General features: G+C 52.7%; 28 protein-coding genes and 1 pseudogene. 17 read left to right on the top strand and 12 right to left on the bottom strand.

The window, feature by feature from the left end:
* The first annotated feature begins 134 nt into the window (after positions 1–134).
* The 4 genes from EBB79_RS20785 to EBB79_RS20770 all read left to right on the top strand — a co-directional run bounded on the left by EBB79_RS20785 (position 135) and on the right by EBB79_RS20770 (position 2,625).
* On the top strand, positions 135–983 hold the full coding sequence (locus EBB79_RS20785; protein ID WP_127750721.1) for a flagellin N-terminal helical domain-containing protein: 849 nt from the start codon (positions 135–137) through the stop codon (positions 981–983).
* A 76-nt stretch (positions 984–1,059) separates the two neighbouring features.
* The gene (gene flaF, locus EBB79_RS20780; RefSeq protein ID WP_127748378.1) at positions 1,060–1,431 is read left to right on the top strand and encodes a flagellar biosynthesis regulator FlaF; all 372 of its coding nucleotides are present in this window, start codon (positions 1,060–1,062) and stop codon (positions 1,429–1,431) included.
* A 1-nt stretch (position 1,432) separates the two neighbouring features.
* A complete protein-coding gene (gene flbT / locus EBB79_RS20775) occupies positions 1,433–1,837 on the top strand; it encodes a flagellar biosynthesis repressor FlbT (RefSeq protein WP_127750720.1) in 405 nt (134 codons plus the stop codon).
* Complete coding sequence (locus tag EBB79_RS20770) at positions 1,834–2,625, top strand: DUF1217 domain-containing protein (RefSeq protein WP_127750719.1); 792 nt, start codon at positions 1,834–1,836, stop codon at positions 2,623–2,625. The genes flbT and EBB79_RS20770 overlap by 4 nt, the downstream gene beginning before the upstream one ends.
* Before the next feature lie 89 nt (positions 2,626–2,714).
* Here the strand turns inward: EBB79_RS20770 and EBB79_RS20765 are convergent, their stop codons facing one another.
* Complete coding sequence (locus EBB79_RS20765; protein ID WP_127750718.1) at positions 2,715–4,043, bottom strand: FliI/YscN family ATPase; 1,329 nt, start codon at positions 4,041–4,043, stop codon at positions 2,715–2,717.
* An 87-nt stretch (positions 4,044–4,130) separates the two neighbouring features.
* Between EBB79_RS20765 and EBB79_RS20760 the strand changes: the two genes are divergently transcribed.
* From EBB79_RS20760 to EBB79_RS20720, 9 genes are read left to right on the top strand one after another with little or no spacing between them, the layout of a single operon-like run.
* The gene (locus tag EBB79_RS20760; RefSeq protein ID WP_127750717.1) at positions 4,131–4,520 is read left to right on the top strand and encodes a FlgB family protein; all 390 of its coding nucleotides are present in this window, start codon (positions 4,131–4,133) and stop codon (positions 4,518–4,520) included.
* A gap of 14 nt (positions 4,521–4,534) precedes the next feature.
* Complete coding sequence (gene flgC, locus EBB79_RS20755; RefSeq protein WP_127750716.1) at positions 4,535–4,927, top strand: flagellar basal body rod protein FlgC; 393 nt, start codon at positions 4,535–4,537, stop codon at positions 4,925–4,927.
* Between the two features lie 22 nt (positions 4,928–4,949).
* Positions 4,950–5,246 carry a flagellar hook-basal body complex protein FliE gene (gene fliE, locus EBB79_RS20750; protein WP_127750715.1) on the top strand — a complete coding sequence of 99 codons (297 nt, stop codon included), beginning with the start codon at positions 4,950–4,952 and terminating at the stop codon, positions 5,244–5,246.
* Positions 5,247–5,249: 3 nt separating this feature from the next.
* Positions 5,250–5,522 (top strand): flagellar biosynthetic protein FliQ, encoded by a 273-nt coding sequence (locus EBB79_RS20745; RefSeq protein ID WP_127750714.1) that lies wholly within the window; start codon positions 5,250–5,252, stop codon positions 5,520–5,522.
* Positions 5,522–6,235 (top strand): flagellar hook-basal body complex protein, encoded by a 714-nt coding sequence (locus EBB79_RS20740; protein ID WP_127750713.1) that lies wholly within the window; start codon positions 5,522–5,524, stop codon positions 6,233–6,235. The genes EBB79_RS20745 and EBB79_RS20740 overlap by 1 nt, the downstream gene beginning before the upstream one ends.
* Before the next feature lie 22 nt (positions 6,236–6,257).
* Complete coding sequence (gene flgG, locus EBB79_RS20735) at positions 6,258–7,043, top strand: flagellar basal-body rod protein FlgG (protein WP_127750712.1); 786 nt, start codon at positions 6,258–6,260, stop codon at positions 7,041–7,043.
* Positions 7,043–7,459 (top strand): flagellar basal body P-ring formation chaperone FlgA, encoded by a 417-nt coding sequence (gene flgA, locus EBB79_RS20730; RefSeq protein WP_127750711.1) that lies wholly within the window; start codon positions 7,043–7,045, stop codon positions 7,457–7,459. Before flgG ends, flgA begins: the two co-directional genes overlap by 1 nt.
* A complete protein-coding gene (gene flgH, locus EBB79_RS20725) occupies positions 7,459–8,199 on the top strand; it encodes a flagellar basal body L-ring protein FlgH (protein ID WP_177627843.1) in 741 nt (246 codons plus the stop codon). The genes flgA and flgH overlap by 1 nt, the downstream gene beginning before the upstream one ends.
* A gap of 8 nt (positions 8,200–8,207) precedes the next feature.
* Positions 8,208–8,699, top strand: a complete 492-nt coding sequence (locus EBB79_RS20720; RefSeq protein WP_127750710.1) for a flagellar basal body-associated FliL family protein — start codon at positions 8,208–8,210, stop codon at positions 8,697–8,699.
* A gap of 151 nt (positions 8,700–8,850) precedes the next feature.
* Here EBB79_RS20720 and EBB79_RS20715 read toward each other — a convergent pair whose 3' ends face one another.
* The 11 genes and pseudogenes from EBB79_RS20715 to EBB79_RS20670 all read right to left on the bottom strand — a co-directional run bounded on the left by EBB79_RS20715 (position 8,851) and on the right by EBB79_RS20670 (position 19,084).
* Positions 8,851–9,252: a hypothetical protein gene (locus EBB79_RS20715; RefSeq protein WP_127750709.1), complete on the bottom strand. Its 402-nt coding sequence runs from the start codon at positions 9,250–9,252 to the stop codon at positions 8,851–8,853.
* The gene (gene flhB / locus EBB79_RS20710; RefSeq protein WP_127750708.1) at positions 9,252–10,337 is read right to left on the bottom strand and encodes a flagellar type III secretion system protein FlhB; all 1,086 of its coding nucleotides are present in this window, start codon (positions 10,335–10,337) and stop codon (positions 9,252–9,254) included. The genes EBB79_RS20715 and flhB overlap by 1 nt, the downstream gene beginning before the upstream one ends.
* Complete coding sequence (locus EBB79_RS20705; RefSeq protein WP_127750707.1) at positions 10,334–11,110, bottom strand: flagellar biosynthetic protein FliR; 777 nt, start codon at positions 11,108–11,110, stop codon at positions 10,334–10,336. The genes flhB and EBB79_RS20705 overlap by 4 nt, the downstream gene beginning before the upstream one ends.
* The gene (gene flhA, locus EBB79_RS20700) at positions 11,107–13,140 is read right to left on the bottom strand and encodes a flagellar biosynthesis protein FlhA (protein WP_238705100.1); all 2,034 of its coding nucleotides are present in this window, start codon (positions 13,138–13,140) and stop codon (positions 11,107–11,109) included. Before flhA ends, EBB79_RS20705 begins: the two co-directional genes overlap by 4 nt.
* A gap of 72 nt (positions 13,141–13,212) precedes the next feature.
* Positions 13,213–13,854 (bottom strand): transglycosylase SLT domain-containing protein, encoded by a 642-nt coding sequence (locus tag EBB79_RS20695; RefSeq protein ID WP_420850415.1) that lies wholly within the window; start codon positions 13,852–13,854, stop codon positions 13,213–13,215.
* Positions 13,776–13,967, bottom strand: a pseudogene (locus EBB79_RS25685) (hypothetical protein); the annotation flags it as partial. The gene EBB79_RS20695 and the pseudogene EBB79_RS25685, both read right to left, overlap by 79 nt.
* 188 nt (positions 13,968–14,155) lie before the next feature.
* Positions 14,156–16,552 (bottom strand): hypothetical protein, encoded by a 2,397-nt coding sequence (locus tag EBB79_RS20690; RefSeq protein ID WP_177627841.1) that lies wholly within the window; start codon positions 16,550–16,552, stop codon positions 14,156–14,158.
* Positions 16,549–17,418 (bottom strand): flagellar motor stator protein MotA, encoded by an 870-nt coding sequence (gene motA, locus EBB79_RS20685; RefSeq protein WP_127750704.1) that lies wholly within the window; start codon positions 17,416–17,418, stop codon positions 16,549–16,551. Before motA ends, EBB79_RS20690 begins: the two co-directional genes overlap by 4 nt.
* A gap of 77 nt (positions 17,419–17,495) precedes the next feature.
* A complete protein-coding gene (locus EBB79_RS20680; RefSeq protein ID WP_127750703.1) occupies positions 17,496–18,107 on the bottom strand; it encodes a MotE family protein in 612 nt (203 codons plus the stop codon).
* Entirely contained in the window at positions 18,107–18,553 is a 447-nt protein-coding gene (locus EBB79_RS20675) for a hypothetical protein (protein ID WP_127750702.1), read from the bottom strand. The genes EBB79_RS20680 and EBB79_RS20675 overlap by 1 nt, the downstream gene beginning before the upstream one ends.
* A 9-nt stretch (positions 18,554–18,562) precedes the next feature.
* Entirely contained in the window at positions 18,563–19,084 is a 522-nt protein-coding gene (locus tag EBB79_RS20670; RefSeq protein ID WP_127751080.1) for a flagellar basal body-associated FliL family protein, read from the bottom strand.
* 119 nt (positions 19,085–19,203) lie between these two features.
* Here EBB79_RS20670 and fliF point away from each other — a divergent pair, with 119 nt between their 5' ends.
* Genes fliF through fliP form a run of 4 tightly spaced genes read left to right on the top strand, consistent with a single transcriptional unit; the run spans position 19,204 to position 22,490 of the window.
* Positions 19,204–20,865, top strand: coding sequence for a flagellar basal-body MS-ring/collar protein FliF (fliF, locus tag EBB79_RS20665; RefSeq protein ID WP_127750701.1), 1,662 nt, complete (start codon positions 19,204–19,206; stop codon positions 20,863–20,865).
* On the top strand, positions 20,865–21,461 hold the full coding sequence (locus EBB79_RS20660; RefSeq protein ID WP_127750700.1) for an ABC transporter ATP-binding protein: 597 nt from the start codon (positions 20,865–20,867) through the stop codon (positions 21,459–21,461). Before fliF ends, EBB79_RS20660 begins: the two co-directional genes overlap by 1 nt.
* Entirely contained in the window at positions 21,454–21,750 is a 297-nt protein-coding gene (locus tag EBB79_RS20655) for a FliM/FliN family flagellar motor switch protein (protein ID WP_127750699.1), read from the top strand. The genes EBB79_RS20660 and EBB79_RS20655 overlap by 8 nt, the downstream gene beginning before the upstream one ends.
* Complete coding sequence (gene fliP, locus EBB79_RS20650; protein ID WP_127750698.1) at positions 21,747–22,490, top strand: flagellar type III secretion system pore protein FliP; 744 nt, start codon at positions 21,747–21,749, stop codon at positions 22,488–22,490. The genes EBB79_RS20655 and fliP overlap by 4 nt, the downstream gene beginning before the upstream one ends.
* The last annotated feature ends 244 nt before the right edge of the window (positions 22,491–22,734 follow it).

The following is a 22,734-nucleotide window of genomic DNA, read 5'->3' as shown; positions in this document are numbered from 1 at the left end:
CTTGCACCTCAAACACGAGGTGGCGCGAAAGCCAATTGGCCAGACGCACTAGTCAGAAAGACGTCAAAAAAATGCTCCGTTTTGGGGCAGCATTAGATGAGGCCAAAGCGCCTCATAGTTAAAGGATAAATGCTATGACCAGTATTCTGACAAACAACGGCGCAATGGTTGCTCTGCAAACTCTGCAGTCAGTGAACGACAACCTGACCGACGCTCAAAATGAGATCTCAACAGGTAAGCGTGTTGGATCCGCCAGCGACAACGCAGCTGTTTGGGCCATTTCCAAAACTATGGAATCCGACATTGCAGGTTTCAACGCGATCTCAGACAGCCTGGCTGTCGGCGAAGCGACTGTTGCGGTGGCATCAGCTGGTGCCGAACAGATTGTGGATACCCTGACGGACATCAAGGAACTGATCGTTTCAGCGCAGTCCGAGAATGTTGATCATGCCAAAATTCAGGCCGATATTGATGCCAAAAGTGCACAGGTAGCTTCGATTATTGCTGCAGCCCAGTTCAATGGCGCCAACTTGTTGGCCACAGACATTGACGGTAATTCCACCACTCAGCTGGGTGTTCTCGCCTCGCTGGACCGTGTTGGCCCAACCGGCACTCCGTCGCCAACTGAAATTCTCATTGATACGGTTGATTTTGAGGCCGACATTGACCTGGTCAGCAACCTGACGACAATCACCGACAGCGCGTCTGCGGCCACAGCACTAGGTGAAATCGAAGCCTTCCTGGCGCTTGCAATCGACGGTGCGGCCTCACTGGGCTCAGACAGTGCACGTCTTATGGATCAAGGTGAATTTGTCTCCAAGTTGACCGACTCCATGAAATTAGGTGTCAGCTCGATGACCGATACCGACATGGAAGAAGCATCGGCCCGACTGAAGGCCCTGCAAACCCAGCAATCTCTGGCTGTGCAATCCCTCTCGATTGCCAATTCCGCGCCAGAAACACTTATGCAGCTGTTCCGCTAACAGCCCTGAACCGGGGCGCCCAGGTGCCCCGGTTTCCCGTCTCAGAGAATCTGTAGATTAGACGTAAGGAATTGACGTGAACGCGCTCAGACATGCAAAACAAGCATATTCGGCGGCAAAAGCCCCGACCCGCACTTTTAAGAACCTTGAGTATGACGCCATTGCGCGGATTACCCACCGGATGGTTGCAGCCGCCAACAAGGGCCCTGATGGGTTTAACACTCTGGCAGCTGCCCTCACCGACAATCGCAAGCTATGGACCATTTTCATGGCCGATATTGCCAGCCCCAACAACCAACTCCCCCTGGAGCTGAAGGACCATCTTACCTATCTGACTGAGTTCACGCGACAACACACCAGCAAGGTCCTGGCCCGCAAGGCCGGCGTAGCCCCTCTGGTTGAAATCAACACGGCCATCATGCGTGGCCTACGAAGCGGAGCCCCATGAAATGAGCGGATTAGTCCTAAAACTCGCCCCCAAAGAACGTGTCCTGGTGAATGGCGCGGTGATTGAAAACGGTGATCGACGCAGCCGGTTGTCGATCGTGACGCCGGACGCCAATATCCTGCGCCTGCGCGATGCAATCCACCCCGAGGAAGCCAATACGCCGGTGCGCCGGGTCTGTTACGCAGCCCAGCTGGTGCTGACCGGTGACATCGATCCACAAGAGGACCGACTGCCGATGCTGCGCCGGATCGAGGATCTGAGCCAGGTGTTCACTGACCCCGACAGCCGCGCCTCGCTGGCCGAAGCAACCGAGGCGGTTATTCAAAACAACCACTACCGCTGCCTCAAAGCGATACGAACCCTGATACCCCGTGAGGATCGCCTGATGGCGGTAATTTCAAAATGAGCTATCAACCGATCATTCCATCAAATGGCATCGTTGGCTGGAACTTTTTGCAGGCAACCTATGACAAACAGTTTGAAACATTCACACAAGATGCTGTTTTACAACGTGAAACAGACTACTTCTTGGAGAATATCAGCAATGTGTCATCGGCCGAAGATCTCATGGCTGACCGACGCTTATTGTCGGTTGCTTTAGATGCATTCGGACTTGGAGAAGATATCTACAAGAAGGCCTATATTGAAAAAATCCTGACGGACGGTACCGCAGCCGATGACGCTTTGGCCAATGTTCTGGGTGACGACCGCTATGTACAATTGAGTGATGCCTTTGGATTTGGCCCCGGCGACACCGTAAAAACCGGGTCTGCAGAGGACATGGAGGATTTGGTCTTTACCAATAAGGTACAAGCCTTTGAGGAGGCCGTTGGCGAACAAGAGGAATCCATGCGGGTGGCTTTGTACGGCCAGCGCGAAATTGCCAACCTGGCAACAGATGGCACCAGTATTGATACCCAATGGTTCAACGTCATGGGCCAAACTGCCCTGCGGGAAATGTTCGAAGTGGCTTTGGGACTTCCGGAAAGTTTGGGGAATATCGACCTGGACCAACAGCTGGAGGCATTCAAATCCCGTTCTGAATCGATTTTTGGCACCGACAATATTGCCGATTTCACTGATGAAGATTTGATGGATAAACTCGTCAACACCTACTTAGCCCGCGAACAACTCTCTAGTTTTGACGCGTCGCAATCCGCTGGTGCAACTGCCCTTATGTTGCTGCAGTCCTAACTCTGCTTCCCAATGAAAAATGGCGCGGCGGGTATGTCCCGAACCGCGCTATTTCTACTTCAACCAGCAAAAGTTACGTATATCCAAAGTCAGCGAGAATTACCCGCTCGACGCAACATTAAGTTCAGGCGATTGAAGCTATTCTTTATGCCTTCTGGGTCATCCTTGCCAAAAAAGCTGTCTAATTCCGGCCAAATTTTAACTGCCTGATCCAATATCAAATCGCTGCCTTCGGAATATAGACCTGCCCGGATCATCACTTCGGACTGCTCGTATGTACCAAGGTACTTACGGACATTTGAGATGATCTCATTTTCTTCATCCGTTGCCGCGGCTGGCAAACTACGCGAAACTGACCGGGAGACATCGATGGCTGGAAAACGCCCACGCTCGGCAATTTCTCGATTCAGCACAATATGCCCGTCAAGAACACCACGCAGAATGTCGGCAATCGGCTCATCCATGTCCGAACCCGCGACCAACACACTGAACACCGCCGTGATATCACCTTGTCCTTCGGATCCGGGGCCAGCACGCTCGCACAGACCCGTAATGAGGGGGGTTACCGACGGAGGGTAGCCGCGCAAGGCTGGTGCCTCTCCTGAGGCAACTGAGATCTCACGATGCGCTTCAGCAAATCGCGTAACCGAATCGGCCAGGAACAGCACGTTCTTGCCCTGGTCTCGGAAATGTTCAGCCACAGCCATTGCCGACCAGGCGCAACGCCGCCGCACCAATGCAGATTGGTCCGAGGTTGCGGCGACCACAACAGCGCGTTTCATGCCTTCCGGGCCAAGAACGTCGTCAACAAAGTGATTAACTTCACGCCCACGCTCGCCAATCAGCGCCATAACCACCACATCGGCATCCATATTTTGGGCCAATTTCGCCAACAGGGTCGATTTACCAACCCCCGACCCGGCAAAAAGACCGACTCGCTGACCACAAACAATTGGGAGAATCGTATTTAGCACCGACATTCCGGTCTGAAGGCGGGCCCCCAAATGTTTCCGTTCCGCCGCCCGCGGCGGCGGCGCCATCAAATCCCGAGGCGATCCACCGCGCAACATCGGCTTCCCATCCAGCGGCACACCAAAGGGATCGATCACCCTGCCGACCCACCTGTCATCCGGCGCAAATTCTGGCGTTGGATACAAAAGAGCGGGATCATTTATGGCTACTTTATTTGGGGCGACATCTGGTAACATGCTGATATATCTACTGTTTATCATCATAACTTCACCGGGCAACTGATCGCCATCCTGGCGCTTCAAAACCAGTCGATCACCTATTCGAGCGGCGTTGCCGAGACCCGATATCTCGACCACTCCTCCAGAGATTCCGGTCACCCTACCTACCGGTGTGCTTAGCCGTTTACTGGCTATTTCCTGGGTCAGTGCATTCAGGTCAGCGGTCATTGTGGGTTCTCCAACATGTTTCTGAAAACAATTTCTAAAGGAATCAGGGTTAAGCCTTGGTTGAAATCAATCGAGGGAGAAGCCCCGATGTTCACAGAGCTGAATGTCTTTAAACTAGCAAATGCTATGGCGACCCATGCCGGGACTCGCCAGGCGCTGGTGTCGCAGAATATCGCAAATGCCGATACACCCGGTTACCATGCCAAAGACATCAAACCATTTTCCGAAGTTTTTGACGATAATACCCGACCTGGAGACATGCGCTCCAGCCGCAGCAAGCATTTGAACGGATCTTCCGGTCAGGGGTTGGACTGGGCTGTCAGCACGTCTGAGGACGGCAGTGACCCGAACAATAACTCAGTTTCGATCGAATCCGAAATCCTAAAAGGGGTCGAGGTAAAGCGTCAGCATGACAAGGCTCTCGCGATCTATAAATCTTCCATGAATATCCTGCGTACCAGCCTGGGTCGTAGCTAAGGAGGCTTCGAATAATGAGTGAATTTTCCAATGCACTGTCCGCTTCGTCAAGCGCGCTGAAGGCACAAGCCACCCGGTTGCGCCACGTGTCCGAGAACATCTCGAACGCAGATACACCCGGATACCGTCGTAAGACTGTCCCGTTTGAAACTGTGCGCGACATGAATAGCGATATTGAAAACGTCAAAACGGGACGGGTCCATCTGGACCGCACTGATTTGGCACAGATCTATGATCCTTCTCACCCACTGGCCGATGGCAGTGGCCACTACGAAGGATCAAACGTCGACTTGATGATTGAAATTGCTGACGCCCGTGAGGCCCAGCGCAGTTATGAAGCCAACATCAAAATGTTCGATCAAACGCGGCAGATGTCCGCCTCTTTGATGGAATTACTTCGCCGATAACTAAAACCAGAGGAGATCCAGAATGGATATTCGCAGTCTTTCCGCCGCCAGTGGCTATGCAGCAGCACGCCCAGCGACCCAAATTGACCCCGAGCATGCAGGCAGTGAAGCCGGCGCGCTTCTGAAGAATAGTTTTCAGAATTTTGCCGCTACATTGCAGCAAAGCGAGCAAACATCGATTGCATCTATGACCGGTGATGCTGATCCGCATGCACTGGTGCAGGCATTGGCCCAAACCGAACTGGCCGTTGAAACAGCCGTGACCGTTCGGAACAAAGTGGTCGAAGCCTATCAAGAAATTCTACGGATGCCGGTCTAAGCCATGATGAGCGAAGGGCAATTCTATGACACTCTGCGTCAGGCAATGTGGACCGCCGTCATATCATCGACGCCTATCCTGACTGTGGCGTTGGTTGTCGGGTTGAGCATTGGCCTGTTTCAGGCCCTCACCTCGGTTCAGGAAATGACCCTAACTTTTGTGCCTAAACTGGCTGCAATCATGGTCGTTTTCTGGATGACCATGGGTTTCATGACACAAACGATGCTGGCCTTTTTTCATGGCCACATCATCCCCCTGATTATTGGAGGTTCGTAATGGAAACGTCTGGTTATGCTACACTCTCCCGTCAGTCAGGACTGATGCGTGAAATGCAGGTCGTGGCGAACAATATCGCTAACTCTGCCACCACTGGTTACCGCCAGGAGGGGTTGATTTTTTCGGAATTCATTCAGTCCGCCCCTGGACAAACGTCGATTTCGATGTCGCGTGCAAACATTCGCAACACATCGACAGAACAAGGCGCGTTGACCCAGACAGGTGGTACTTTTGACCTGGCCATCGAGGGTGATGGGTATTTCAAAGTCGAGACCCCGATGGGCGAACGCCTGACACGGGCTGGTGCCTTTTCACCCAATGCAGACGGTGATTTGGTGACGGCTGATGGCCATCGGGTGCTCGATGCAGGTGGCTCGCCGGTATTTGTCCCAGGTGACGTCGAGACCATCAATATCGCCCCTGACGGGACAGTCAGCGCAGATGGCAACCCATTGGGCCAGATCGGTTTATTCATGCCAGCGGAAGCACACACAATGGTGCGTGAAGATGGGGTGATGTTCCGGGTTGATGGTGACATCGAAGAGACCGAGCAGGCCAAAATCCTGCAAGGATTTGTCGAAGGTTCTAACGTCAATCCGATTTCACAAATGGCGCGGATGATCGAAATTCAGCGCGCTTATGAAATGGGCCAAAGTTTCCTGGAGACCGAAGACCAGCGCATCCGAAATGCCATCAAGAACCTAATTAAATAATACATGTCGTAGGAGAATCCCGATGCGTGCCCTAAAAATTGCAGCCACCGGAATGAGCGCACAACAAATGCGCGTCGAAACCATTTCGAACAACCTCGCCAATATGAACACCACCGCCTATAATCCGAGGCGTGCGGAATTTGCCGATCTGCACTACCAGCAGATCTCCCGGGCGGGCACCGTCAATGCGTCGGACGGCACGGTTCTGCCAACTGGTGTTCAGGTTGGTCTGGGTGTGCGTCCTGCCGCAATCTCTGTCTACCTTTCTCAAGGTGCGTTGACACAAACCGGCAACGACCTGGATGTGGCGATTGATGGCAAAGGCTATTTGGAAGTCACATTGGCATCAGGTGACGCAGCCTATACCCGCGACGGTTCGTTAAAACGGTCTGCTGAAGGATTAATCGTCACTTCGGACGGGCTGGCTGTTTCTCCAGATATTACCATTCCCGAAGATGCCAACAGCATTTCGATCAACGGTGAAGGCGAAGTATATGCCTATTTTGATGACGCAGCCGAAGGTCAGCTTCTTGGGCAACTGACCCTGTCAGGATTTGCCAACCCAAAGGGGTTAGAGGCCCGCGGCAGCAACCTGTTTACCGAAACCGAGGCATCGGGTGCGCCCGTGGTATCGACTCCTGGTGAAGATGGATTGGGATCTTTGCGTCAAGGTTACATCGAAGCCAGCTCGGTAGATGCCGTACGCGAAGTTACCGAACTGATCGAAGCCCAGCGCGGCTATGAAATGAACGCCAAAGTCATCTCGGCTGTCGACCAGATGATGGGCGCCACCACGCAGGTGCGCTGATGAAACTGGTCCTGACATTTTTGATGGTTCTGATGGCTCAGTCCGGCTGGGCAGACACTCTGGTGCCGGTGCGCACGATCAGGGCCAAGCAAGTCATAACCGCCGAAGATCTGGCCTACAAATCGGTAGACATCGCCGGTACGTTTTCAGATCCGGCCGAAGTGATAGGCCAAGAGGCCCGGGTATCGCTGTATGCTGGACGCCCCATCCGGCCCGGCGACATTGGCCCGCCCGCAATAATTGAACGCAACGATTTAATCATGCTCAAATTTAGCCGTGGCGGATTGGTGATCTCAACCGAAGGCCGGTCCCTGGGACGAGGTTCAGAAGGTGAAATCATCCGGGCAATGAACTTGGCGTCACGCACTACAATATCCGGGCGCATCAGCGCTGACGGCTCCATTGAGGTAAGATAATGCATAAAAAACTGAAACTGGTCAAAATAGCGGTTTTGGGTTTGGCTTTGCTAAGCGGCTGCGCCCGTTTGGAGCATGTGGGTAAAGCTCCCAGCTTTACTCCAGCTGCTGAAACCCCAGAACATGTAGCAATGTTGTGGCAAGGGTTACCCGCAACCGGTCAAACCCAACGGACGGTTGATGGTTCTTCGCTATGGAGCGGCGAGCGACAGTCCCTGTTGGGCGACCGGCGCGCCGTTCGCAAGGGCGATATTCTCACTGTAGTTATTGAAATTGACGAAGAAGCCGAAATTTCCAACGGGACGTCTCGTTCCCGCTCGGGTGATGAATCGATGGGCGTATCTAACCTGTTTGGCGTTCCTCAGCGTATAGACGAGCATTTGCCGGATGGCGCAACTATGGCTGCTGCCGTTGACCTGGAAAGCACCAGCAGCTCGACCGGCCAAGGGTCTGTCAAACGGAACGAAAAGCTGACTTTGCGGGTGGCTGCAACTATTGTCGATATCCTGCCAAACGGCGTTCTGTCGATCAATGGATCACAAGAACTACGGGTTAACTACGAAATGCGCGAGCTACTGGTTTCGGGTTATGTTCGCCCTGAGGATATCAGCCGCCAGAACGAAATCACCTATGACAAAATTGCTTCGGCCCGTGTTTCATATGGCGGTCGTGGGCAAATCTCCGATGTGCAGCAACCGCGCTATGGTCAGCAGTTGCTTGATGTCATTCTGCCATTCTGAGGGTTCCCATGTTATCTAAACTACTACCCATTATCCTGCTTATCATTGGCACAGGCAGCGGCATCGGAGCTGGCATTATGCTAACGCCAGCACCTGAAGTTATCGACACCGCCACAGGGGAATCCCATGCTGCTCCCCCACCAGTTGTGGAAGAACACAGTGAAGAAGAAAAACCGGAGTACATCTATGTCAAACTGAACAACCAGTTTGTCGTGCCCGTGGTTGAGCGAGACGAATTGTCTGCGCTGGTGGTTATGTCACTCAGCCTGGAGGCCCTCGAAGGAAAGAGCGACCGGATTTATGCTTTGGAGCCGAAACTGCGGGATGTCTTATTACAAGTCCTGTTCGACCACGCCAATATGGGCGGGTTTCGCGGAGCATTTACCCGATCTGATGTCATGATGCCCTTGCGGACAGCCCTGCGCGAAGCAGCACAAAAAGAGCTAGGCTCTGACATTGTTGACGTGCTGATCATGGATATTTCCCGGCAAGACGTCTGATAAGCTTTAGTAAGCGTCAAATTTAGCAAAGGGCCAAACCGTGCTGGTTTGGCCCTTTGTTCATGTATTGTATTGAGTGAGAAATTTGCTGTTTGCGAAACTTGACTCACAGTTCAGTAGGCCATTCATCGACCCACATCGCAAGCCTTGGTCAGGAATGTCCCAGCAGTTGCGCGTCTAACTTTTTGGCCCGGTCCAGCTTTTTCCGCTTACGTTCTTGATCCGCCATAGTCTCAACAGCATGCTTGCGTCCAAAGGCCTTGCGCACCTTGTCCATCGCCATAAGTTTGCGCGCCGTAACCTGAGCCAGCTCGATGTTGAGCTGACGGCGCGTCCGGCTGTGCCACCCTTGCCATAATAGGTCGGCACCCAGGGCCCGCATCGCATGATCCTGCTCTCCTTGCTGGCGTGTTTCCTTCATTTGAGCGTCAAGTTTGGCCAATTTTCCACGCAGATCTGCTTCTGCATCCAGGATCGGCTTAATTTTAGCATGTTCACGAAGGTATTGCGCTTGGGTAACAGCAGCCATTTGATCGAGTTTTTTCTGTTTCATCAAACCTGGCCCTTAGCACGCTGTCGCATTCTTTCAGCAAACTGGATCGCTGCAGCCACGGGTGCATAATGCTCTTCCAGAATCTCGCCGCCAATTTCGATTGAGGCATGCAGCGCCCGCGCTGTTGGTGGATCGCTGTGAATTGGGATTGCATTTTCGTTGGCAATTCGCCGGATCGTTGCCGCCACTTCGTCAACGCCTTTGGCAACACAGATCGGAGCGGTTCCGCGCTCTCGGCCCCATTGCAACGCAACTGCGTAATGGGTTGGGTTAACGATAATGACATCAGCCTTGGGCACTTCTGTCAGCATCTTATTCATGGCAATTTCCATTGCACGCTGACGGCGCTTGGCCTTCACTTGTGGGTCGCCCTCGGAATCCTTGGTTTCGTCCTGAATTTCCTTGCGAGACATCATGTTTTTACGATGATGCTCTGCGTGTTGGAAACCGGCATCCAAAACACCAATCCCAAGAGAAATTACCAGCGCAATAAACAAGAACTCCATCCCCAACTGCGCCAACAGTGCCACGACAGTAAAGGCGCTGGTCGCGGATGAAGCAACCATTTCCGGCAACCGCAGGTTCAGATAAAATCCAAGGCAGACAGAATAGAGAATTAGTTTTGTGAAGCTTTTCCCAAATTCAAAAAGACCGGCACGACCGAATTTATTCTTGGCATTGGAAATCACCGAAATCCGAGACAGCTTCATTTCAAGTTTGCTGGGGGCAAAAATAAGCGCCTTTTGACCAATGATAGATAACAGGACCAATACAAACGGTATGCCAAACCATGGCAGGACTGCAGTGCTTACTGCGGCCATGACCCCACCAGTAGGGGCAGCTGCCGGGCCCTCAAAGAATAGTTTCACCATGCGTTCAGGCTGATCCAAAAACGTCATCAAGGCTGTTCCAAGTGAGCGAACGGAGCTGGCCCCGAGGGCATAAAATGCAATCACCAGGCCCGCATAAGCAGCGGCCACCGACAAGTCAGTGGATTTGGCCACTTCGCCTTTTTCCCGCGCCTTGCGGAGTTTTTCTGGCGTTGGGTCAAACGACTTATCGGTATCATCGTCCTGTCCGCTCATGGCATCCCACCTCCGGGATCCGCAAAGAACGTCATCAAGGCTTCACTCCAGACTTTCAGGATCATCGGGCTTGCCACCATAAGAATAAACAACCCACCGAAAGTAATGACAGGGGCACCAACAAAGGCGACCATCAGCGAGGGCATGGCCCGGTTGATGACACCAAGCGTCAAATTGTACAGAACTGACGCAATCAAAAAGGGCGCAGCTAAGGTAAACGCCAGGGAAAAAGCCGTAGAAACGCGGTAAACACCCCATTCAGACAACCCACTGCCGTTGGGAAATTCCCCGGCTGGAAACATTTGATAGGAATATATCAAAAACTCAGCGACCCGAACGTGTAACCCAAGCATCATTGCCAATGCCAACCCACTGATCAACAAAACAGCGCCAATGGCAGGCATGGGCTCTGTGCCGATTCCACCAAGAACCTGTGACAGAGATGTCGCTTGCGCCGCCATGGATCCAGCGGTTTGGAGAGCATGTACAAAGAACCGGATACTGACCCCAAGAGCCAACCCGATAACAGACTCGGTCACCACAAAACTGGCATAGTGCATCACGCTGTCGGGCTGTGCAAAAGTTGGCAAAGCGGGCGCTACAATAAAAGTGAACGCCACCGCAATGACCAGTTTGATCCGCGTCGACACATATTGTTCTCCGAACCCCGGAAGCAGCGCCGTTACCGCTGAAACACGCAGAAATACAATGGCTGCATGCCAAAATCCATCGCCGAGGAGTGCCACCAGTTCGGGTGGCAAAATCGAATTCATGCGGCAACCATTCCAACCAGAGCCGGGCGAGCATCTAGGCCAATTTCCTCAAAGGAAAGCACTGGATTAGCTATGCCTCGCGCCTTGAGAATAGTGCGCAGATAACGGCGGCGGCGGGTCGATGTGACCACCGCTGGAAATACCCCCTGCTCGGAAATCATATTCAACCGGTCAGACAGACCTTCGGCCAATCGATTGAAAAGGTCTGGCGGCAAGGCAATGTCCATCCCGCCATTCTGAGTGTCGATCTGATAGGTTGAGAATTTATCTTCCCATTCAGGAGCCAATTGTACCAGAGGGATGGTGCCGTCTTCACGCTTCATTTCTGCCACCAACTGAAAGCCCAAACGCTGGCGAACATGTTCACAGACAACCTCAGGCTGGGTGCTTTGCATCCGAGCCTCGGCAATCGATTCCAGAATCAGTGGCATATTCCGAATAGACACTCGTTCATCCAGCAGCAAACGCAGTACCGCATGCAGCATATCGATTGGCACTTTGTCAGGCACCAGTTCATCCAAAAGCTTCTTATTGGCCTCGGACCGGAAGGTGTCAGACAGCAGTGTCATTTCATTCAGAAGGCGGCGCAGTGATTTCAGAGTCAGCAAGCGTGAGAAATTCTGCTTCATCACTTCTAGCAAGTGGGTCGCGAGGATTTCTGGTGGGGTTACGATCGTTGCCCCTATCAGCGCCGCATCTTCCTGATGCTTTGTAGAAATCCAACGGGCAGGCGCACCATAAACCGGCTCGGTGACATCAGTACCACTGGGCAGCGAATCATGTGCATCCGGCATCAAAGCCAGAACCATGTCTGGATGCAAAGTACCCCGAGCCTGTTCGACCCCCTGCACCTTGATCAGGTAGGTGCCCATTTGCAATTCGGGTTCATCCGTCAATCGAATTTCGGGCAAAATTAGACCAAACACGCTGGCTACATGAGTCCGCATATTGGCAATTCGGGTATCCAGACCGGTCCCTGCATCAAGTACCATCCCGACCAGATCGGGTGAAAATTCGAGGTGCACATCGTCCAGATCCAGAATGTCGCCCAGTGGTCTGGCAGCAACAGCTTCTGTACCAACCTCGATCTGTTCCTCTATCTCGGCCTCTTCCTCGTCTTTAATTTTCTGGTGCGTCCGGTAAGCGAAGTAACCAAGAACAAGACCACCGATCATGAAGGGAAGAAAGGGCAGGCCCGGTACCAAGGCAAACAAGCACATCAGAATGGCCACTGTGGCCAGGGCAGCTGGATGCCTACCCAACTGGTCACCGATCGCAATGTCAGTCGTGCCCTGATTGCCACCACGGGCCAACAGAAGAGCCGCAGCAATTGAAATGATCACCGAAGGGATCTGCGAGACCAAACCGTCACCAACGGTCAAGATTGCATAGGTTTCAAACGCCGCGCCAATAGGCATTCCGTGAACCAGAACCCCCATCGCCAATCCCATGACCAAGTTCATCATGGTAATCAACAAGCCGGCAACGGCATCGCCTTTTACGAACTTCGAGGCGCCATCAAGCGAGCCGAAAAAAGTGGTCTCTTGTTGTTCCCGCTCACGGCGCTCTTTGGCACCGACGTGGTCAATAGCACCAGCCGACAAATCCGCATCGATTGCCATCTGCTTGCCCGGCATCGCATCCAAAGCAAAACGCGCACCAACTTCGGCCATACGAGTGGCACCCTTGTTGATGACCATGAAGTTGACGATCAATAAGACGCCAAACACCACCAGCCCCAAGAACACACTGCCGCCCATGACAAACTGAGCAAATCCCTGGATCACATTCCCAGCCGCATCCGTGCCGGTATGGCCTTCGCCAATAATCAACTTGGTCGATGATACATTCAATGACAGCCGCAACATCAGCGAGGCCAGCAACACTGTCGGAAAGGCCGAAAATTCTAACGGCCGTTCAATGAACAACGTGATGGTAAAAATCAGGATCGCCAGGCCAAACGAGGCGGCAAGCCCGACATCAAGGACCCAGGCCGGTACGGGTAAGATCATCATCACAATGATCGCCATCAACGCAAGCGCCAGTAATACGGTTGGGCTGAACAGCTCTTTAGTTGTTAGTTTAAACACGTTGATGAGCTCTCATTCAATCATGATCAGGGCACGCGATGATGCAACGGATCCGGCAATGGGAACTAACGAACCCATGGAAACAGAACCTTGCGCAATCAGCGGTGCGGGCGTGTGAAGACTTGCCAAAGGAAGTGGCCCGTCAGAGGTGCGGTTACGGCGGGTGCGACCTGGCAATGCAGCCACAACGGTGGCTGGTGACAAATCTGCGCGAATTTGGTCAAAACGTGCGGAATATCGGGTGGCGTAAGTTGGTGTGCGGGAATGATAGGCCCCGGCAGCTTTGGACCAATCACCCATTTCTGCGTATAGTTTTTTTAGAAATTTGGCCGCATATTGCGCGTTGGCAACTGGGTCGAACATCTGATCAATCGAATCAAACTCTGCTCCATGCCATTTGAAATTGATTTGAAAGCAGCCGACATCAAAACTGCGGGCGCCACGTTTGAAATGTGAAAAAACATAAGCGCGTGCCTCATCTTCGTTCTGGAACCACTTGCCAGCGCCTTCCATATTCACGGTCCAGGGCCAGGGCTGAAGTCCCTGTTTCCCACCCCGTCCGGTTTCGGTTCTGGTTATTGTACGAAGAACGTCCAACGGCACCCCTTGATCCCGTGCTGCACGTTGCGCGGCCAAGTCACACAGCGCAGCCACTTGTGGTGTGGATGCCTGAGCGCGATCCATTGGAAGCGCACTAAATAGCAATGCCAAGCAGACAATTGCGGCAGTGTTTCCCCATAAGTCAGGGGACACGCGCCGCATTGCGGATCTCTGGCAACACAATTCTTTGTTTTTCTTCGGCATTCTGCCTATTCCAGCTAGGGGTTGTCCCGCCTTCAAATTAGGACCAGAGGATTTACAAAGCGTTATCGTAAAAGGTAAAAAGCCGCCCAAAATGGGCGGCTTTTGAGTGCCGACTCTCCAAAGGTTTAGCCCTTAAAGGCAGACCAAGATGTTATTCACTGTCGGTTTCCATAGGTGTAACACCCTGCAATAATGCCTCAATCCGATTGCGGGTCCCAACACTGCTTTCGACAAGTGCACGAGCATGCGCCAGGGGCGGCATGTCTTCAGGTTCCTGGGCTTGCTCGTCCAGCTGAGCAGTCACTTCTGCCACTTGACTGAATTGCCCCCCCTCATCCGATGTGATGGCCTCCAAATCTTCTGAATGCCAAAACCCGCGGGCTGCGGCGTCAACTTCTTCCTCAGCCAGAAAGTACTCACCTGCTCGGCCAAATTCGCCGTTCCGCCACAGCGCCTGGGCCCGAAGCTTATTAGCCTCTGGACCATCCAAGCCCATCAACTCAACCAGAGCCCGATGTGGCAGATCCATTCCTAAAGCCGCCTCGGCCATCATCAACCGACGTGTTTCATCTTTTGGTTCAAGCGCCATTTTCATGAGCATAGACTGAGCCTGCTGCGAAAACCCCAGATCCAACAACCGGCGCGTCATTATATCAGCTACGGGCACGGCCTCTGTCGCGGAGGCCTCTTCAGCAAAGATAAGACCATATTGCAAAAAGGTGACGTCATCTGCGCGCTCAGTCAACAAGGTCAACACAGGTTCAACTGCAGTAGCATAAGCAACTGGCCCGTCGCGTTCCGACAGCTGCCCAAGCGCCACAAAGGCCTCAGTAAAATTGCCGGTCAAAGACAGGGCCATGACTTCAGCCAGTCTCAGGTCCGAACCCAATTCACTATCCCGGATCTCCAGCTCGTATGACGCGACCAGTTCAGGCAGGTCAGGCGACAGCGCTTTACGTTCCTTATAGCTTAATGCAATCAGATCAATTAGCGCCTGAGGTGCGTTTTCTGTGCGCTCCGCGAGTTCTTCTTTCAACTCTTCTGCTACAGTGTCCGTATCTCCTGCCATGTCGGCAATAGCTGCCTGCGCCAGGTTGATATCTGGCACCTCTTCGACTCCGGTTCGATTAACAGATCGCAAGGATGCCGACGCCATATGCTGGTCACCAGATTTTGCAAATAACGTGCTGATTTCAGGTCCCAGATGAACGCGTAAATGCACTGGCATGCGTGCAAGTGTCTGCTGAATCGCTTCTGCATTGGCGTTATTTTTCAAAGCACCGTCAGCCAGAGCAGCCCAAAAGGCCGCATCCCCATCACAGGCCTGTTGCCCGGCAAAGGGATGCGTAATCGGCAAGTGGCCACCATCCAGCAGAACAGCCATGGCTGATAACTTGTCCACACGGGTATCGCCGGGTGGCAACATATCCAGCATGGTGCGAGCTTCTGCCCCAAAACCAAAATAAAGATACGTCTTGGCCAAAGATAGAACGTTATCCAAATCAACGTGATCAAATTCTTTAAACAGTGCCGAGCGAAGTGGCCCAATCTGATCTGCAAAGGACTCCTCACCACCCCAGTTGTAAACCGCCAGCTCCCGAGGATTGATACAAAGATTAGGCGCCATATTGTTTTGAGTTTGCTGAGGCATAAGCCCCATTTCGCGGTCCACTGCTGTGGTTACAGCCAAATGATCCAGTGGGTTCATTGGCCGATCTTGAGTGGTGAGTGGCGAAACCATCATTGGCGCGCTCCCTTCACCAACTTCGGTCATGACCAAATCTAACAAACCTTGATTCGTTGCCCGTCCAATCTGCTGCAATAATCGCTGCTCGGATGCATTTACCGCCGCAGCTCGTGCGGTTTCGTCCATGTCCAATAGCAGGTCGACTGTTGGCAGAACCAATTCTGACAAATTCTGATCTTCCGTCTGACTCAAATTGACGCCAGCCACAGGTAGAACAACTGCAGGCTGGGCTTCTGGTTCAGGGTTTTCCACTTGCTGAGGAAGGGCTGTCTGCAGAGCATTCCCTGCCGACGCCGTACGCCCGGCAAATGCAGCAGCCAGATCCAGCCCCATTCGCGCCTTCTGGACTTGCTGTGGCGACAGGTTGAACCGGTACTCAGATCCACCCGGCAAAGTTCCCAGAGGCAGTACACCGCTGGTCGATGTATAAGGTTTCTCGTCTTTGCCATCCCGAACATCAATGACCAGATAGCCATCTTTTTGCACATAGGATTTTATTTCACAGTTACATCCAAGTTGAATCCGAAGTGGATTGCCAGTTCCGCTCTGTTGCAATGACTGCACCCGGGTGCGGGGAATACGGCTAAAAACCTGAGACGTATCAAAAACCGCTGCAGGGTCATCGATTTGCAAAGTTGCCGATTTCCCAGCTTGGGACAGCGACCAGTTTGCATTTTCCGGCAAACGCATGACCAAACGGGTAAACCCGTCATGTTCACCCGAACGAGCGACAATGGTCTCGGCCTGGGCCGGAACGGCCACTATAAGTATGGCCATTAATGCGACTGCCTGACGGATCATGCGGCTTCCTGTTTCACAGATTTCAGGGCTTCTTCCAATTCAGAAAACCCAGGACGGATATGCGACGGTGTATTTTGACGTCCGACTTCGATGCAAATTGCAGCAGCATGATTGTGCAAATTGGCCACCAGAACTTCTCGAATCAACTGGTGAAAATGTGCATCCTCTTCGGTCACCGCTTTCACTTTGGCGGCAAATGGGCCAACGAGACCGTAAGCCAGGAACACCCCAAGAAATGTACCCACAAGAGCGCCACCAATCATTTTACCCAATATTTCAGGTGGCTGATCGATCGATCCCATCGTTTTAATGATACCCAGAACCGCCGCAACAATCCCCAGGGCAGGTAGACCATCCGCTAGTGTCTGCAACGCATGGCTGGAATGAAGAGCGTGATGTTGGTTGGCTTCGATACGCTTTTCCAGAACTTCTTCAACCTGATGCGGGTCATCATAGTTCATCGATGCAGACCGCATGGTATCACAAATCAAATTCACAGCTTCTTTGTCGGCCAAAATCCTGGGATATTTCCCAAACACTGACGAATTCTCAGGGTCTTCGATGTGTTGCTCCACCTCAACCGGGTTTGCGCGGGCAATCCGAATCAACCCGAACAACAGGCAAAGCAAATCACGATAATCGTCTGGCTTCCATTTTGGACCTTTGAAAACTTTTCCCAGATCCTTAAGGGTATGCTTAATACCTGCCAAATCGTTACTGATCATAAAGGCGCCTACTCCGGCCCCGCCGATCATCATCAATTCAAATGGCATGGCTTTGAGAATGATACCCATCTTGCCCCCGGCAGCAAGATAGCCACCGAACACCATCACAAAGATCATGGCGATACCAATAATTCCGATCATAGATAGTCTCCGAATTTCATTATTTTCTAGAAGATTAAGTGAGTCTGATTAAAACTTCCTAAGCTTCGAGACAGGAATTATTCTTTTGGCACCGAGCTATTACGCCCTGCGAGAACAACACTAATTGTATAAGCCGCCTGCGGGCTAAGACCGGCCATAATCCCAGCCGCTGCCTCGGGTTTCATCCGAGCCAGAAACCCTGCCGCAAAACCAGGGTCCATTTCTTCGAATAGTGGCGCTGATTCTTTTGCCTTCATCTGTTCATAAACGGCCGTCAGACGGGTCAGGTCAGTTTCAGTCGCACCGTCAGCCAAAGACAACGTGGCTTCCAGATTAGCCTCAGCGACTTCAAGCGCGGCCAGCTTTTGATTGATTGCCTGATCAGCAATCTCCATCGCCTTCATCCGATCTTCGATCTCAGCTTCGCGTGCGGCAAGTGTTTGTTCGCGTTTCTGAAACGCCGCAAGCATGTGCTGCAGTTCAGCCGAAGACGGCACCGATTCGCTGCGTTTAGCCCCATCGCCCATGGGCGTTTCCGCTTCCGGCAGACTGGCCACTTCGCGGGCGATTGCTGGCCCCGCCTCGAACCCCAGCCGTAAGGCAGCGGAGCCCAGCAACAAGACCGACAACATGAACAAGGTTCCAACACGAGTCCGACGCGGACGCTTGGTTTTAGCTTCTTTGGTCATCAGGCAACCCGACTTTGGTTTCGGTTATGACGCACAAACATCAAGCCTGAGGCTGGTTTTTCAGGCTCATCCAACGGTTTGGTGTCAGATTTGGGATTTGCGGTCAGCGCTTCAGCCAAAGCATCGCTTTCTTCATTGATTCGCGGGCTTTTTGTCGGTGCTGCTGGCAGATCATGCATCGAGGCCATCATCAGCTCCAAGCGTTGAGCAACCGATTCAGCCCGGTTGGTCAGGCCCTCAAGCGACTTGGTAGAGCCGTCTGACATTGCGCGGGCTGCTACCAGCGACTTATTAAGGTCATCAACCTGAGAGGACAGTACTGCAACTGCACCCCCAACACCCTTTTCGAGGTCGTTAAACCGATTCAGCCGTCGTGCCAGCACGAAGCAATAAAATCCAGCCCCAAGGGCCCCTGCAACAAGCAGGATATCTGCGATCATTTCCATCGTGATCTCCTAGTTTAATACAAAATCCATGATCAGCAGATCTCGAACACGCCCTTGTCCAGTGGCAATGTTGATCCGCCGCAACATCTGCGCCCGTAGTTTCGGAAGCGCCATCGGGTCAACAAGATCCGAAACTTCCAAAGCTCTGAGGTAGCTGTTCAGTACATCGACAACGCGCGGCAAGATTCTTTCGACTTCAACCTGATTGGCTACATCGACCTCAAGCTGCGCGCGGAACCGCAAATGTTTCAAACCGCCCGCTTTACGCAGCGTTATCACAAGAGGGTCCATTTCAATAAAGGCAAGGTTGGCGATATCTGCCGCCGACTCATGACTGTCTACACCCGTCGGCGCTGCGTGACCCACTGACGCCATCTCTGGTGCAGCAGGTTTTCCAAAAGGAAGCAGGCCGGCCTGGACGGCATAAAATCCGCCGCCGCCGCCAACAATCGCAAGCACTAACCCTATGATCAGTGGCATTTTGCTCGGCTTCGCCGGCGTATCTTCTACGTTCGCTACAGCGTCTGTCATGGCTATTCCTAAAACGTCGTACAAACACTTCATAACCTGCGAGGGACTAACCGAATGTTAAGGCCAATCCGTCAAAACGGTTGCAAGCCGAGCAGAATGTCGGTTCGACGGAGGTTAAGGTGCAGCAGATCAAGAATGTCTGGGCAGAATTGGATACGCGCAAGCGTCTGATCATCGTGGGTTCCACGGTCATCATGATTCTTAGCGTGCTTGCAATGTCCCGCGTGGCGAGTACGCCAACAATGAAACTACTCTATGCCGGGCTCGATAGTGCTTCGGCAGGACAAGTGGTACAATCGCTGGAACAGCGTAATACCGAATACGAAGTGCGCGGCGGGTCCATTTATGTCCCCGTTGAGCAACGCGACGAATTGCGGATGACCCTGGCAAGTGAAGGCCTGCCAGCAAATGGCAACCGCGGCTATGAATTGCTTGATACACTGAGCGGATTCGGCACAACGTCACAAATGTTCGATGCCGCATACTGGCGCGCAAAGGAAGGTGAGCTGGCCCGCACAATTGTTGCCAGCCCACATATTACTCAGGCTCGTGTGCATATAGCCAACACGGGGTCGAATCCCTTTCAACGCAGTGTTGAACCGACGGCTTCGGTCTCACTGGTCCCTTTAGGCTCGCCTATTTCACCAGCTCAGGCCAACGCTGTTCGTTTCCTTATTGCATCAGCAGTTACCGGTCTCGCCGTTGACAATGTTGCTGTGATTGATGCCAACGGTGCGCTTATCGGCTCTCCCGAGGCGGTGGCTGCCGCAGGTTCAGGCACAGATGATCGCTCACAGTCGATTCGTGAACGGGTTATCCGCCTGGTCGAAGCACGTGTTGGCCAAGGCAATGCAGTGGTTGAGGTCAGTGTCGACATAGTCACTGAAACCGAAACGATCCGGGAAAAGCGCATTGATCCGGAAAGCCGTGTCGCAATCAGTACTGATGTAGAAGAGCGGGCTGATTCTTCGAGCAACCAATCTGGTGAGGTCACCGTGGCTTCAAACATTCCGGATGGAGATGCTGCCTCGGGTGATGGTTCCAAAGCCAACAACACCTCAACCCGTGAACGAATCAATTACGAAATTTCAGAAACCGAAATGCAAGTGACACGCGGACCCGGCGCCATCAGGCGTCTGACCATCGCGGTGTTGGTAAATGGACTTTCTTCTGCCAACGACTCGGGCACCACTGAATTCTCCCCGCGCCCCGAGAACGAATTGTCTGCGATGCGGGAACTAATTTCGGCGGCAGTTGGTTTCGATGCCGAACGCGGGGACGTCATCACACTGAAGTCGATGGAATTACCCTCAATCGAACCACAGGGTACCGTCGTGTCCAACTCGATTATGGATAACGTCTTCATTGATGCGATGGCTCTGATCCAAATAGCTGCCCTTGCAATCGTCAGTCTGATTCTCGGACTGTTCGTGCTCCGACCGATACTGGCCAACAAGGCACCTCAGAATGCCATCGAAGGCCCTGATACGATGTCTGATCTGCCGCAGCTGGGGTCTGGTGATTTCATGAGCAATCCCAATATGGGAGCAGGCATGGATATGGCCCCACTGACCGGCGAAATTGACGACGGCTTTGGCGCAATGGGTGGCATCGGAGACATGGGTGGCATGGGTGATATGGGTGGCATGGGCGGGCTTCCTGCACTGGGTGGCGGCTCCGAAGATCCAGTTGACCGGCTGCGTGCGATGATTGGAGACCGCCAGGAAGAAACAGTCGAAATTCTACGCGGCTGGCTTGAAGAGAGCGAGGAGAAGGCCTGATGACAATTGCTCACCTATTAGAAGACTTTGGAAATGCCGGAAAAGTTGAACCCGTCGCGTTGGTTTCAGATGAACTGCTCGAAGAGCAAAAGCTGGTTTCATTTGAAAACGGATATACAGCTGGCTGGGACGATTCTGTTGGCGCGCATGAGCGCGAAACCAGCAAAATTTCTGCAACACTTGCAAATTCTCTGGAAGATATGAGTTTTACCTTTCACGAGGCACAGAACCAACTCATCGAATCTCTGGATCCAATGTTCAAGGTGTTAACCAGCGCAATCTTACCGGATGCCATGGCCGCCAGTTTTGGTCACCACATCGTCGATCAGCTAACCGACATGGCAAAAGGGCAGACTGATCAGCCACTTGTGATTACGGTGGCCGCTGGTGAGGCCGGCGGTGTTCGAGCCGCTTTAAACCAGAACTTTTCTATCGAGGTCAAAGTCCGTGAAGACGGCGAATTGGCCCCGGGTCAGGCCTATCTGCGCGTTGGTGGCCTAGAACGTGAAATCAACAGTGGTGCATTGCTCGATTCCATCCGCGAATCAGTTGATGCCTTCTCCTTCCAAGTCAAAGAGGACGCTCAATATGGATGATAACGCCGATCTCAAGATGAAAACTGCCGACTCCGGCAACCCGTTTAATTCGGTCCCGGTCGAAGTTGTGGTTTCGGTCGGCAAAGCCCGCCCTCTGATCCGCGATCTGGTAAACCTCGGCGAAAACGCAGTTCTGACGTTAGACAAGCGTGTCGAAGATCCTGTCGATCTCTATGTTGGCGACCGTTTAGTTGCCCGTGGTCAGTTAGAAGAACTGGAAGGTGATCAGGCCGGACAACTGGCCGTGCGTTTGACGGAAATTGCAGATCTACAAAGTGGGCTGGGATGATCCAAAGATCCTTCATCTTTTTATCGCTGGCAGCCTTAGCGCTGCTGGCGGTGCCGCAGGTTGCTCAGGCGCAAGAATTAAACCTGTCCCTGGCTGACAGTGGATCAATCTCCGCTCGATCCATACAGCTCATTCTTTTGCTTACTGTGCTCAGCTTGGCCCCCGGCCTGGCCATCATGATCACTTGTTTTCCATTTCTTATAACGGTTTTGTCGATTGTGCGTCAGGGGATGGGCATGCAGCAAGCACCGCCCAATATGCTGATTGTCAGCCTGGCGATGTTTCTGACCTATTTTGTAATGGAACCAGTGTTTAACGACGCCTGGACCCACGGCATCAGCCCCTTAATTGCAGAGCAGCTGGGAGTTGAAGAGGCTGTTACGCGCGCACTTGAGCCCTTTCGAGCCTTTATGGCGGCTCGCTTAGATGCGGATACGTTTTACGCGATGTCAGATTTACGTCCCGGATTACAAGGGATAGATCCGACCCCCGACGCTCCACTATCCGTGCTTATCCCCAGCTTTTTGCTGTCAGAAATTTCACGTGCCTTTCAAATCGGATTTCTGGTCTTCTTGCCGTTTCTCATCATCGACTTGGTGGTTGCGGCAATTCTGATGTCGATGGGGATGATGATGGTACCGCCCGCTGTGGTGTCGCTCCCGTTCAAACTGGCATTCTTTGTGGTCGCTGACGGTTGGACCCTGATCGCCAGCTCCCTGGTCCGTAGCTACTACCCCTGACATCACGCACTGATGAGATCAAATATGACCCCTGGTTGGACATCCAGCCAGGGGTTTTTCTATGCCCGCCACAATCACTCAGTTCATTGAACTTGCAGCATGGTCAAACTTTGGGTTCAGATTAGTTAAAGAGCTGCGGTTTGACCAAGGTTGTAGTAACCAACGGCCGTTCATCAAACATGTTCTGCAGAATAAGAGATGGCATGCAGCATGCGTACCACAGAGGTCTCCTTCTGTGCTTGAT

This window comes from Parasedimentitalea marina, assembly GCF_004006175.1.
Taxonomy (GTDB): Bacteria; Pseudomonadota; Alphaproteobacteria; order Rhodobacterales; family Rhodobacteraceae; genus Parasedimentitalea; species Parasedimentitalea marina.
Note: the sequence above shows the minus strand (reverse complement) of the source record. Positions and strands in the feature narration are given on the sequence as shown.